We start from the raw sequence: 12,522 nt of genomic DNA, 5'->3' as shown, positions 1-12,522 counted from the left end.
ACACGGATCGCGAGGCCACACTCACCCGGGCCGAGGACGTGAATGGTCGGCTCTCTTCACGGGAGGACCTTTGAGCAGGCGCTGCCCGCCGTGGTCCACGGTTCGCAGCGGGGCAGAGTCCGTGTGCGAGGTCAGGGCCGGGGCTTTCGATGACGTCCCGTTCCCGGCGCCAGTGGGTTTCGTCCGGTGATGGGACCGGTCGTCTCGGTCTGGTCGGCGGGCGCGGCTTCGGGGGGCGGGCTGAGGGCCCGGCATGCCGCCGCGTAGTTGTCCACGGTCGTGAGCGGCTGCCAGGCGAAACCGTCCCATTCGAGGATCAGGCGCGGGGCATCGGGGTCGAGGTGTGCGGCGCGTTGCGGGCCGGCTCCCAGGGTGATGGCCTTACGCTCACCGGGTTTGCGCAGGCGCCCTTGGCGGCGTGCGGCCCACTGGTCCAGGGGTTCGTCGTTCATGGTGCTCCTCCGTCGAGCAAGGGCAGCACCTTACCGGTACGGGAAAGCGCGTCGTTCCCTTCTCCTGAAAGAGGAGGAGGGGCGTTCCTGTTCGAACGCTCAGGCAGGCCAGGTGATTGTCTGCCGGTCTGGGGTGACGGCGATCTCGAACCGGTCCAGGGCGGGGGCACCGTCCTTCTTCCAGCGGGTGAGGTGGTCCTCGACGTCATCCCACAGCCGGTCCGAGCCGCCCTGACACACGAGGCACCAGCCGTTGTCCTCGTGGAGCGCGGCCCATGACCCGCCTTCGACGTCGAGAAGGGCGTGTTCCGTGCGGCCGTCCCGCTTGAGGCTGATCCGCTGGGCACAGGGAACTGCGAGTTGAGCCACGAACCGCGCGTCCCAGTCGTTGATGACATCGGCGCCGAGTAGGGCGGCCCGCTCGTCACCCTGGTCGAGGTCGGGGAGAACCCCGAGCGGGAGAGGCGCCTGGGGCCGGGCGAGCATGAATGAGGCCGCGCTGACGATGTCGCCGCTGGGGTGGCGGAAGACCTTACTGGGACAGTAGGCGGGCCCGGACGCTACGAAGCCCATCGCGCCACCCGTGGCAGGAAGCTTCTCTGCGGGGTGCGGGGTGCGGGGTTCGGCGAAGGTGGAGTAGCCCGCGGTCGGCGCTCTACCCGGGATGCGTCACGAGAACGGAGATCCCGGGCCTGCGAGTGTGTGAGCGTCGAGTCGGAGGCGCTCGGCCATGACGTTCACGTGGTGGCGGACGCGGTGGTAAGTGTCCTCCCCGGGGACTGCCGGCGGACGTGCACGGGCATGTCGACCTGGCCGACGGGGTCCCCGCTCGAACTGGTCGATGGTCAGCGGCGCCAAGAACTTCCCGTCGGAATCGATCAGTTCATGACGGTTCCTCCGCCGCGTGGGATGCGTTGCATCCGGGCGGGCAGCGCCTTCGAATCAACCTCTCGGAGTCGCCGGCCGTCTACCGGCAGGGTCTGGATCTGTTCAGGCACAACGCAACCAATCCGGCTCCTGACCCGACGTCAGCGGGCGGACCGCGCAAGACCCTGATCGGGTGTCTCGGAGTGCCACTCCACTCGAACGTGTGAGTTCAGAATCCGCTGTCCCCGGAGGAACTGACCTGCACCCCCGCTTCGCATATCAGTTCGAAGAATTCCCCCTTCCGTGTCCGTTACGGCACCCGGGCGTGAGGGGTTGTTCGACCAACGATCGGTTCCACGTCAACTCAGGGAGGACCCATGCCGTCAGCACGACACCCCCGTGCGGCTGCTGCCCGAATCGAACAGGCGGGGCCGGGCTACCGGCCGCTGATGAAGGTGGTGCTGCTCGCGCTGCGTTCGGACGGGCGGGTGGCGCTGGTCCGGCGGGCGCGGTGCCCCGACCGGGGGCAGTTGGCCTTGGTGGGCGGGCGCCTGGAGCCGGCGGAGTGGTTGGACGAAGCGGCCTGCCGGGGGGCCGGTCAGCTGTTGGGGATCAGGGTTGGCGTGCAGGATGTCGAGCTCAGTGGTCTCCTGCACTACCGCAGCGAGCGGGGCGCGGGGCGCGTGTGCGCCGTCTTCGCCACGCAGCGCTGGTCCGGCGAGCCCCGCAACACCGAGCTCCGTGAGTACAGCGAGGTGGTGTGGGCCGATCCCGGTGGCCTCCCGGCCGACTCCCGGCCCCTGACCCACGCCGTTCTCAACCAGTACGTGGCGGGCACCCTCTACAGCACCGTCGCCATGCCTTCGGCCGGATCGGTGGCGGTCGAGGGGGCAACAACTGCGCGGGTACCAAGGGGAGACGAGCCGCGCCTGCCCGTCCGCGGAACAGCCGGGCCGATCAGCACCGGTGCACGACCGGATGCGAGGGGGACGAAGTGAGCAAGGAGTCGAGCGGTGATGCGGAACGGACGACGGTGTCCGATTCGGAGCGGCTGCTGTTCGGTGGGGAGCTGGCCTACGACGTCGGATGGGACCAGCACGAGGGTGCGTGGGTCAAGCTGGGCTTGTGGACCATGGCCAAGGGCTTACCCCGGATGGTTGCCACCGGGTTGCGGCTCGCACGTCTCGCCGACGCGCGCGCCCTGCGCGTGGTCCTGGGCGCCGAATTGGGGCGCGGGGTCGCGCAGGCGGCGGGGCTGGTCGCGGTCAACAGTGCCCTGGGGCACATTCTGGACGGTGGTGGGACGCAGGAGCGGCTGACCGGAGCGTTTCCGGCGCTGGTGGTCGTCGCGGTTGTGGCATTGGTGGGTTCGCTGTTCAGGTCGGCGTCCACGGCGGCGACCGGTGAGCTGGAGCCCAAGGTGCAGCGTGTGGCCACGGAGCAGTACCTGGGGCTCGTTCATAGGGTGGAGCTCGCGGCGATCGAGGACGACGAGTTCCACCGGTTGCTGGACGCGGCTCGCTACGGGGCTGATTCGGCCCAGCGGATGATCCGGTACTGCGCCAACACCTTGAACTCCGGGATTTCCCTGGTCGCGGCGGCCGGCGTGCTGACGGTGCTCCACCCGGTGCTCCTGCCGCTGCTCATGCTGATGACCCTGCCGAGCGGCTGGAGGTCGCTGACGATCTCTCGGCAGCGGTACCTCTCCTTCCATGCCTTCGTTCAGCATGCGCGGGCGGGACACCTTCTGGGACAGTTGCTGACCCAGCGGGAGGCGGCCGCAGAGGTCCGCGTGCACGAGGTCGGACCCTTCCTCCTCGGTCATTTCCGGGAGATGGCGGAGAGGAGCGAGCGCGAGCAGACCCGGCTGGCTCGCAGCGCTGCGCGGATCGGGCTTATCGCCGACGGGGCCTCCGGTATCGCGACCCTGCTCACGTACGGGGCGCTGGGGTTGTTGCTGTGGGGTGGACGGATGGACCTTGCGGTGGCCGGTACGGCGGTCCTGGCCATCCGTACCGGTTCTGCCGGCCTGGACGGTCTGGTGCTGCAGATGGCCGACCTGCATCAGGAGTCCCTCTTCGTCGCCGACTTCGAGCGACTGTGCGAAGAGGCCAAGGTGCGGGCGATCCCGGAGACCGGTGAGGATCTGCCCGAGCGGGTGCGGGAAGTCCGTTTCGAGAAGGTGACGTTCACCTATCCGGGCAGCGGTGACCATACGCCCGAACCGACGCTGCGGGAGGTGTCGCTGTCATTCCCCATCGGCAGGGTGATCGCGCTGGTCGGGGCGAACGGCTCGGGGAAGTCGACCGTGGTCAAGCTCCTGGCCGGCCTCCACCAGCCGGACCCGGGTGGCGGCACGATCTGGTGGGACGACGTGGATGCCGCCGGGGCCGACCGCAGCCAGATCTTCGCCCGCGTCGGGCTCATGTCCCAGTCCTTCTTCAGGTGGCCCTTCACCGTCCGCGTCAACATCGGCATCGGAAATCCGGCGCTCCCCATCGATGACCGGGCGGTGCGGGAGGCTGCGGCGTTCTCCGGGGCCGATCGCTTCATCGCCGGTCTGCGGCGCGACCTGTCCACTCTGCTCGGTCGCGGCTACCGGGGCGGGCAGGAGGCCTCCGGTGGGGAATGGCAGATGGTCGGGATCGCCCGAGCCTGGTACAAGAGGGCACAGATTCTGGTGGTCGACGAGCCGACGAGTGCGCTCGACGCCGTTGCCGAGCAGCGGGTCTTCGAGCAGATTCGGGCTCTGGCCGCGGCCGGGCAGACCGTGGTGCTGATCACCCACCGCCTCCATTCGGTGCGTCACGCGGATGTCATCCACGTGATGAAGGACGGGCGGCTCGCCGAGTCCGGAACGTTCTCCGAGCTGATGGAGGAGGGTTTCGGCACGGGGGAGTTCCGCCACGCGTACCGGATTCAGGCTGCCGCGTTCGCCGATTCCGTGCCCGGCCCGCGTACGGAGTCCGCGCCCTCCGATGTGGAGGAGAGGTCGTGACGCGGACGCGTCCCTCGCGGTTCGGGCCGGGGCTCAGCCGGTCCGTATCCCGGGCGCGCGGAGGCGGTCCGTACGAAACCGGTCGCCACTCGCCTCCCTGGCGCCCGTAGCGTCCGTGGCACCCGGCCTCTTCGCCGGAGGCCCGCGGCCCCGTGCCGGCTCCCCCGGTCCAGCTCGCCCACCCACCTACTCCGTGAGGTCCCTTTGTCGCCCTCCGACGCCCACATCCGCGAGCTCCTCACCGCCTACCTGGCACGCAATCCCGCCGAGGCCGACCAACTGGCCGACCTGTCAGCTGCGCTGGAGGCCGGAGCCGAGCTCACGTCCCGCACGACGCACCCCGCTCACATCACCTGCGGCGCGGTCGTCATCGACTCGAACAGGCGTGTCCTGCATGTGCATCACAACGCCAGCGGCAAGGTGCTCGTACCCGGCGGGCACGTCGAGCAGGACGACCGCACGCTCCTCGGCGCAGCACTTCGTGAGGTCCAGGAGGAAGCCGGCATCCCGCCCGGCGCCTTGTGCGCCACCGCCGCGTTCGGGCACGAGCCCATCGATGTCGACGTTCACGACATCGACGCCAACGCGGCCAAGGGTGAGCCTGCCCATCTGCACTACGACTTCCGGTTCGTGTTCTGCCTCGCCGACGACACCGTCGACGTCGTGCCGCAGGCCGAGGAGGTCTCAGGCGCGCAGTGGCGTCACTTCCATGAGGTGACGTCGCCAACCCTTCGGGCCAAGCTCGAAACCTCCGCACTTGACGGCCGGATCGAACCGGTGAACGCGGCCACCATGATTCACGACGGTCGAGGCCGATACCTCCTGCACCTGCAGGACGACATCCCGGGCATCTGGGAGCCGGGGTCCTGGTCCCTGCTCGGTGGTGGTCGCGAGCCCGGGGACGTGTCGCTGGAGGCGACCGCCCGACGCGAACTCCAGGAGGAGGCCGGACTCGCGCTGCCGGTGCTGGAGCCGTTCGCCGTGGAACGGGCCACCGGCACCGACGGCATGGCCGTGCCGATCCAGATCTTCTGCGGGCAGTGGGCCGGTGATCCAGCCGGTCTCGACCTTCACGAGGGGGTCATGCTCGCCTGGTTCCGCCCCGAGACGATGCCCCGGCTCAGGCTGAGCCCGTCCACCCTCGACCTCGTGCGCCGGCACGCGACCCGGCAAGCCGCCGGCACCCTGCCCGAGACGGCGCCCGCGTCCGCTGTGGAACGACGCCGCAGGTCACGGGCGGGCAGTGGCAGCGTCCCGCACATCGTCGGCGTCCACCTCCACCTCCAACGCGAGGACGGCAGGGTCTTCCTCGGACTGCGCCACCCGACCTGCGCGTTCGCCCCCTCCACGTACCACTTCCTCGCGGGCCACTGCGAACAGGAATCGGCGGTCGGCTGCGTGGTGCGGGAGGCCCGGGAGGAAGCGGGACTGCTGATCGATCCGAAGGATGTGGAACTGGTCCACGTGGTGCACATGGTCGACCGGCCCGGGGCCCAACCGCGGATGGGACTGGTCCTTCAAGCCCGGCGGTGGCAGGGCACGCCCGAGGTCCGCGAACCGGACCGCTGTACCTCCTGGGGCTGGTTCGACCCGGGCCGGCTCCCCAGCCCCATCGTGCCGTACGCCGCGGTCGCCATCGAAGGCATCCGGGCCGGCCGCGTCTACAGCGAGCTGGGCTGGACCTGACCCCACCTCTCCCGCCCCGCTCCTCCACTACCTGCAACGCCGTGACGGTCGCTGCCCGCCTCATCCCGAGCTCGTCGAACGCAGACAGCAGGCCTTGACCCGTACCCGTACCCGTACCCGTACCCGCGCCGGCGCCGGCGCCCGTCGCGACGGGATGTTCGTGGGAACCGAACCAGTCACCGCATCCACCGCACTCGAACAGAACAGGAGCAGCAACGTGGGTTACGTCGTCCGCGAGGAATGGCAGCAGCACTACGCCGACGGGAAGGGGTTTCGACCCCTCGGCGATGCCGAGCGGGTGCTGCTCGCCGAGCACGTTCGCGCGCCGGAAAGCGGCGGGCGGGCCCTCGATGTGGGATCCGGGACCGGGGAGCTGGCCATCCACCTCACAACGCTCGGCTACGAGGTGGACGCCGTCGACTTCGCCTTCAGTGCGATCGAACGCGCCCGCCGGGAACACCCGGAGCCGGAGGGCGTGCGTTGGATGTGCCTGGACGTCGAGAACGCCGACCCGGCCGGCCTGCACCCGGACGGCTACGACCTGATCACCTTGCGCCTGGTGGTGCCGTTCCTGCTCGACCGCAGCCGTGTCCTGCACAGGCTCGGGAAACGGCTGAGGCCCGGCGGTGCCCTCGTGATCATCACGCCCACGGCCGAACGGATGGCCAAGGAGCACCGGGACATCGCCCTCGACGAGACGGAGATCCGGCAGATCGGCGGAGGCTGGAAGGAGTCTCTCCGGCTCGACGCGGAAGATCTCGCGGTCCTGGTGCTGCGCGGCTGCTGCCACACCGGTACGACGGCGGTCGAGAAGCCACCGACGACCGGTCACGCCCTGACCGGAGCCGTGGCCGTGGTCACCGACCCTTCGGGCCGGGTCCTGCTCGGCAGGACCACCCGCGGAGTGTGGGAGCTGCCCGCGGGAAAGACCAACGGGTCGGAGGACTTCGCCGCGGCGGCCGTGCGGGAGCTCTTCGAGGAGACCGGTCTGACGGCGGCCGCGTCCGACGCTCATGTGGTCACGATGCTCGTCGACGACAGCCACGGCATGCCGCGTCTCACCGCCGTCGTCCGGGTCACCGCCTTCACCGGCACCCCGACGAATCCGGAGGAGCGGCTCTTCGACCGGTGGGAGTGGCACGACCTGCACTCTTTGGCCTGCCTCGGGCCCGTGTTCACGCCGGCCGCCCAGTCACTGGAGGCCGTCTGGCCCGGGATCCTTCCCGGCCTGCCGGCCATCCACTCCCATCCGCTCGCCACCGTCCACCCACCCGTTCCCGGCGAACCCGCGGAGGCCGTGCGGTTGCGCGAGCAGATGGCCGACGCCGTCATCGGCGGCGGCTGGGCCCCTTCCGAGCCGGTCCGAGAGGCCTTGCGCATCGTCCCCCGTCACCGGTTCGCGCCGGAGATGGACCTGAGGACCACGTACGACGACGACCTGGCGGTCGTCACCCGCCGCGACGACGCGGGCCGAGCCATCAGCTCGGTGTCCGCGCCGTGGCTCCAGGCCGACATGATCGAAGGTCTGCGGCTCACGCCGGGGGCGCACGTGTACGAAGCGGGCTCCGGCGGCTACAACGCCGAGCTGATCGCCCACGTCGTCGGCCCGGAAGGTTCGGTCGTCAGTGGCGACATCGACCCGTACGTCGTGCGCCGCACCCAGCGGTTCACCGCGGAAGCGGGCAGCGGACGAGTCACCGCCTTCCAGGGCGACGCGGCCTTCGGCGCCCCGACGAAGCTCGTTCCCCGCGGCGGGTTCGACGCCTCCGTGATCACCTACAACGTCCGGGACATCTCGCCCACGTGGCGCGAGCAGCTCGCCGAGGACGGTCACCTCGTCCTACCTCTGGAGATCCACGGCTACACCCGCGCGATCAGCTTCCAGCGCCGAGGAGACGTCCTCCACTCACGGAGGTTCACGTACTGCGGCTTCGTCCGTGACCAGGGACGGCACGGGCGGACCGCTCCGCTCGTGGACCTCCTCGACGGCGAGCTGCAGCTCCGGTTCGAGGACGGCCCCCAACTGCCGACCACGGGCCTGGAGGACGCGCTGCGCGGACCACGCCACGAGGTCCCCACCGGACTGGTCATGGGGTTCCGCTTCGACTTCTCATCGCTCCAGCTGTACGCGGCCACGACGCTGCCGGGGTTCTGCCGGCTGGCCGCGCACGTGGACAAGGGCTCCGGCGTCACCCTGATCGCCGAGGGATCCGATGCCCCGGCCGTGCTCGCCGACCGGTCGATCGCCTACCTCGTCCACGTACGGACCCACCACGGGGACACCCCGCAGGAGAGCGAGTGGGAGTTCGTCGTCCACGCCTTCGGCGACCAGGGCCCCCGCCTCGCGCAGCAGCTGCGGGACACGGTCAGGGCCTGGGACCGCGACGTGCGCGCCGGCTCCGAACCCGCCCTGTCCGTCCACCCGGCCGGCACCCCCGATCATCGACTGCCCGCGGGGGATGTGCTGGACAAGCCGCTGTGCCGGCTCGTGTTCCAGTGGCCGGGACGTGACGGCCTCCTACCCGCACCCGTTACTTGGCGAAGTGCCAGGTGACATCGATCTTGCGCTTGTCGAGCGGGGCGAGTGCCTTGAACGCACCCGGGGTGAGGTCGAGACCGTACCGGCTCGCCCCCGGAGCCTCATCGAGGACCGTCGCCGTGATGGACTTCCCCTTGTAGGTGATGACGATCTTGCGCCCGCAGTTGCTCGACGGGTAACCGGGCCCGAACATCGTGGGGTCGAGTGCGACGGCGCGGTCGCTGTCCTTGATCACCTTCCCGCACGCCCCCATGCCGGGGGAGAAGAACGTAGCCGAACCCTTGTGGGTCTCAGTCGGCTTGTCCGGCTGCGGAGACCCGGTCGTGGTCTTGCTCGGCTTGGGTGGGGGTGTGGTGGTCCTGCCCGGCTGCGGGCTGCCCGACGGAGCGGGCGTCTTGCTCGGCTTCGGCGGCGGCGCCGTCGTGCCGCCGGCTTGCGGAGCGAGGGTGGAGCCGGCCGGCTCCGCGACGACCGTGGCGCCCGGCTCGGCCGCGACGGTCGCGGCCGGCTTCGCGGCGACCGTCGCGCCCTGGGCCGAAACGGCGGTGTCGGCGGTCTCCGAAGCGGAGGCGGTGGCTACGGTGATCACGGCGCCGGAAGCGGCGGCGAGCACGGCAGCCGCGACGGCGGCCTTGGCAAATTTTGCTCTCATCGTTCTCTCTCCGAAGGTGTTGCCTTCCAGCGCTGCTCGCGGGAAGTGACTGACGGTGTGCCAACACGCGCACGATCGGTTGCGTCCAACGTTCTTGCCGACGAACGGAATCGTCCGAAGTCCACAGCGGACCCCGATCACGAATGCCGTCGACCGGTCAGTGCCGTACGGCGGACCGACCCCGTTCGAACACCCGCCCAGGGATCGGCTGCGGGCCGGTCGACGAGCACTCCGTACCGCGGGTTGCCCGGGGCCGCCAGGAGGCCCGCGGTGCCGTCGAGGGGGCGTGCCCGTGTCGGACCAGCCCGTCCGCCCGCAGCCGATGCCTCGGGGCGGTTCCACGGTCCCGTACCGCGTCGAGGGGCAGAGGGTGCTGCGAAGCGACGTGTCGACGTCTTGAGCCGAAGGCGCCGGCGCGATGCTCGCGCGCCATCGCGGGCAGGGCTGCCGCCATGGCGCTTCGGATTCTCATGAGGGAGCTCTCTCTCGCCCGGCGCCTGCCGGAGACGTGCTGTGCGTGTGCCCCCAGCCAACCGGCAGCAGCGTGCGCAGACCATGCAGTTCCACCCGCAAAACTCCGCCCGGGCTACTTTTGCGGGCCCCGCCAAGCCGTCCTCCGCCCTCGTGGGCGCCGGTCACCTCGATGCGGACGGTCCCCTTCCCGAGCGCGCAGCGCGCGGAGTCCCGCGCTCCGCCGATCGACCCGGGTCGTACCGGGACGGGTTGTTCGTCGGGGCTGATCGACTCGTCCCGATCCAACGACCGTGCGGGTAGCACGGCCAGAACCACTGTCAGACGCGAGGGCTAGGGTCAGCGGCGTGCAACCAGCAGCAATAGGAGACCTCATGTCGTCAGGGCACATGCGTCAGGACACCCCTCCGGCTCCGGCGGCCGGGCCCCGCACGTTGGCGCCGATACCCTTCGATGTCGAGTCGGTCTTTCCGGAGCTTGCCGGTACCGGCCGCGAGGTCACCCTTCTCCACCCTCGGGCCGGACAAACGGGCCCGGCGACAGCTCCATCGGTGGGCCCCTGCTGTGGCCGGCCGACGAGCCCTGGCCGATGTGCACCGAATCGGACCACTACAAGCCGCTCGCCGCGCCCGTCGGACCCGAACCGGTCGCGATGGTCGCGGTGGTCCAGTTGTACGCGCGTGACGTACCCGGCCTCGTCTTCCCCACCGGAACGGACCTGCTGCAGATCCTGTGGTGCCCGCTCGTCCACAACGACGCCCCGTACGCGGCCAACCCCCGCCTCCACTGGCGCGACACGGCGCTGACGGCCGCCGACGCAACTGCCGGGCAACCGCCCCTCCCGCACACTGCGTACAAGGACTACCTGCCCCGGCCGTGCACGGTGTCCCCCACACCGGCCGTGGAATACCCGAACTGGGACCTGCCGGACGAACTCAGCGAGCTGCTCGATGAGCGTTCCGAAGCCATGCAGGAGGAACGCGGCTTCGGCTACTTCGAGGTGGCCACCACCCAGCAGAGCAAGGTCGGCGGATATCCGAGCTGGACCCAGCCACCGAACTGGCCCGACTGTGCGAACTGCGGCACGCGCATGGAGCACCTGCTCAGCGTCACCGCGACCGAGGCGGGCATGGGCCGATGGCTCCCCCTGGACGAGCGGAACCCTGCCCAGGACCATGCCGCGACCCCATCCTGGCGAGCCGAGGCGGACCCCGCCCTCCTCGACACGTTCGGACACAACATGAGTCTGGGAGATCTCGGTGGCATGTACTTCTTCATCTGCCGTACCTGCCCGGACACTCCGTACACCCATCGATACGACTGCTGAGCCGGCCGCTGCCGCGCTCGGTCGTGGACGGTGATGGGTGCCTGATCACGTAGACCCGTGCGCCGTTCCGGGGACCCGCTGGGACTCACCGGGACTCACCGGGATTCACCGGGACGTGCTGGGATTCGCCGGTATCGACGAGGTGGATGCCCATGCCAAAGCGGCTACGGCCGCGTTCGGGACGGTCGAGGTGGCGGCGAGGCGCCGCGCGACCGGGCCGCGCGACCGGCTCTGCGCGACCGGGCTGCGGCCAATTCTCGGATGCATCGCTACACGTCGACGTCATACAGTCACAAACCATGTCTCACTTGAAGAAGCTCCCTCCCATTGTTGTCACCGGGGCCACTGGGACGATCGGCCACCCGGTCGTCTCAGGGCTGGTTGATGCCGGTCACGCGGTGCGCGGAATTACGCGACACCCGCAACGTGCCTCGCTCCCGGGTGGTGCGGACGTGGTCTTCGGCGACCTGGACGACCCGTCCACACTGGGGCACGCGTTCGACGGTGCCGCGCAACTCGTCCTGATCGCGGTCCCTGAGAACGTTCAGGCGGTCGTCTCTCGCGCGAAGCAGGCGGGCGTCGAGCACGTGGTCGTGGTCTCCTCCGCCGCGGTGACTGCCGGCTACGACACGACGTACAACGCCGCCGTCGAGCGGACCGTCATGGACTCGGGACTGGATTGGAGCATCGTCCGTCCCGGTGAGTTCGCGACGAACTCACTCCTCATATGGGGACCAGCGATCAAGGCGAGTCGCCGAGCCGTGGAGCCCTTTCCTGACCAGATCGGGCACCCCATCCATGAAGACGACGTCGCCGACGTCGTCCTGGCCGACCTGCTCGACCCACACCGCCGCGGACGGATCGACACGATCATCGGACCGGACAGTCTCACCAAACGCGAACAGATCGCGGTGATCGCAGAAGCGATCGGAGAACGGATCGCGCTCGATGAGGTCTCCGCCGAGCAAGCCCGCGACTTCTACCGAGCCCAAGGGGGCTTCGCGGCCGCGAGCGCAGACTTCCTGTTCGGGTTCGAAAGCTACGACGGCATCAAAGGGATCAGAGATGAAGCGCCTGACACGAGGGCCCCGGACGGCGATGCCTACCTCACACTCGACCGGATAACGGGAACTCCGGCCCGCACCTTCCGCGACTGGGCTCACGGTCACGCCTCCGACTTCATGTGAGCGATGGCAGGGGCGAGCATTCTCGGAGGTCGCTTCCTCCCGGTGTTTCATGGCCGGCTGTTCATGGTGATGGATCTCCTGGGCTCCGGGAAGGCCGCGCCCCGGCCGCAGTACTGGCCCGACGCCCGGCGGGCTGCCGACCGGGGAGCCGTCCGCGCGGTCGGCACCGCGGAGCGTCAGGTACCGGAACACCTCGAACGTGCCCATCGAATGCCCGACCAAGGGCCAGAGCAGCAGGGGAGCCTGCACGAGGAGTCCCGGTGAAGAACATCCGTGCCGGATCGTGTGCGTGCAACGGGGGGAGGTGTGCGAGGCGTACATCGGCCTTCGCCGGTGCGGGGCC

10 protein-coding genes are annotated in these 12,522 nt (G+C 69.8%); 7 read left to right on the top strand and 3 right to left on the bottom strand.

The features are described 5' to 3' along the window. Positions 1-131: 131 nt before the first annotated feature. On the bottom strand, positions 132-452 hold the full coding sequence (locus ACFVS6_RS05880) for a DUF6087 family protein (RefSeq protein ID WP_389700997.1): 321 nt from the start codon (positions 450-452) through the stop codon (positions 132-134). 99 nt (positions 453-551) lie between these two features. Next, positions 552-1,025 (bottom strand): hypothetical protein, encoded by a 474-nt coding sequence (locus ACFVS6_RS05875; protein WP_389700996.1) that lies wholly within the window; start codon positions 1,023-1,025, stop codon positions 552-554. 671 nt (positions 1,026-1,696) lie between these two features. Between ACFVS6_RS05875 and ACFVS6_RS05870 the strand changes: the two genes are divergently transcribed. The 4 genes from ACFVS6_RS05870 to fxlM all read left to right on the top strand — a co-directional run bounded on the left by ACFVS6_RS05870 (position 1,697) and on the right by fxlM (position 8,557). Beyond that, positions 1,697-2,317 (top strand): NUDIX domain-containing protein, encoded by a 621-nt coding sequence (locus ACFVS6_RS05870; protein ID WP_389700994.1) that lies wholly within the window; start codon positions 1,697-1,699, stop codon positions 2,315-2,317. Positions 2,318-2,451: 134 nt separating this feature from the next. Further along, positions 2,452-4,317: an ATP-binding cassette domain-containing protein gene (locus tag ACFVS6_RS05865; protein ID WP_389701136.1), complete on the top strand. Its 1,866-nt coding sequence runs from the start codon at positions 2,452-2,454 to the stop codon at positions 4,315-4,317. Between the two features lie 204 nt (positions 4,318-4,521). After that, the gene (locus tag ACFVS6_RS05860; RefSeq protein WP_389700992.1) at positions 4,522-6,003 is read left to right on the top strand and encodes an NUDIX domain-containing protein; all 1,482 of its coding nucleotides are present in this window, start codon (positions 4,522-4,524) and stop codon (positions 6,001-6,003) included. Between the two features lie 217 nt (positions 6,004-6,220). After that, positions 6,221-8,557 (top strand): methyltransferase, FxLD system, encoded by a 2,337-nt coding sequence (gene fxlM / locus ACFVS6_RS05855; RefSeq protein WP_389701134.1) that lies wholly within the window; start codon positions 6,221-6,223, stop codon positions 8,555-8,557. On the opposite strand, the gene ACFVS6_RS05850 is transcribed toward fxlM, so the two are convergent. After that, positions 8,535-9,194 (bottom strand): hypothetical protein, encoded by a 660-nt coding sequence (locus ACFVS6_RS05850; RefSeq protein WP_389700990.1) that lies wholly within the window; start codon positions 9,192-9,194, stop codon positions 8,535-8,537. The two genes, fxlM and ACFVS6_RS05850, sit on opposite strands and share 23 nt — an antisense overlap. Positions 9,195-10,254: 1,060 nt before the next feature. On the opposite strand from ACFVS6_RS05850, the gene ACFVS6_RS05845 reads away from it, so the two are divergent. From ACFVS6_RS05845 to ACFVS6_RS05835, 3 genes are all read left to right on the top strand, one after another. Beyond that, positions 10,255-10,992 carry a hypothetical protein gene (locus tag ACFVS6_RS05845; RefSeq protein WP_389700988.1) on the top strand — a complete coding sequence of 246 codons (738 nt, stop codon included), beginning with the start codon at positions 10,255-10,257 and terminating at the stop codon, positions 10,990-10,992. Between the two features lie 299 nt (positions 10,993-11,291). Further along, positions 11,292-12,179: an SDR family oxidoreductase gene (locus ACFVS6_RS05840; RefSeq protein WP_389700986.1), complete on the top strand. Its 888-nt coding sequence runs from the start codon at positions 11,292-11,294 to the stop codon at positions 12,177-12,179. Between the two features lie 63 nt (positions 12,180-12,242). After that, entirely contained in the window at positions 12,243-12,443 is a 201-nt protein-coding gene (locus ACFVS6_RS05835; RefSeq protein ID WP_389700984.1) for a hypothetical protein, read from the top strand. Positions 12,444-12,522: the final 79 nt, after the last annotated feature.

The sequence above is a fragment of the Streptomyces sp. NPDC057939 genome (assembly GCF_042887545.1).
Lineage (GTDB): Bacteria > Actinomycetota > Actinomycetes > Streptomycetales > Streptomycetaceae > Streptomyces.
The sequence above is the reverse complement of the archived record's forward strand: the minus strand, read 5'-3'. Positions and strand labels throughout refer to the sequence as shown.

Excerpts from the sequence above, each read along its gene's own strand:
- ACFVS6_RS05840 (WP_389700986.1), top strand. The coding sequence starts at position 11,292 with ATGTCTCACTTGAAGAAGCTCCCTCCCATTGTTGTCACCGGGGCCACT.
- ACFVS6_RS05835 (WP_389700984.1), top strand. The coding sequence starts at position 12,243 with ATGGTGATGGATCTCCTGGGCTCCGGGAAGGCCGCGCCCCGGCCGCAG.
- ACFVS6_RS05880 (WP_389700997.1), bottom strand. The coding sequence starts at position 452 with ATGAACGACGAACCCCTGGACCAGTGGGCCGCACGCCGCCAAGGGCGC.
- ACFVS6_RS05850 (WP_389700990.1), bottom strand. The coding sequence starts at position 9,194 with ATGAGAGCAAAATTTGCCAAGGCCGCCGTCGCGGCTGCCGTGCTCGCC.
- ACFVS6_RS05875 (WP_389700996.1), bottom strand. The coding sequence starts at position 1,025 with ATGGGCTTCGTAGCGTCCGGGCCCGCCTACTGTCCCAGTAAGGTCTTC.
- ACFVS6_RS05865 (WP_389701136.1), top strand. The coding sequence starts at position 2,452 with ATGGCCAAGGGCTTACCCCGGATGGTTGCCACCGGGTTGCGGCTCGCA.
- ACFVS6_RS05870 (WP_389700994.1), top strand. The coding sequence starts at position 1,697 with ATGCCGTCAGCACGACACCCCCGTGCGGCTGCTGCCCGAATCGAACAG.
- ACFVS6_RS05845 (WP_389700988.1), top strand. The coding sequence starts at position 10,255 with ATGTGCACCGAATCGGACCACTACAAGCCGCTCGCCGCGCCCGTCGGA.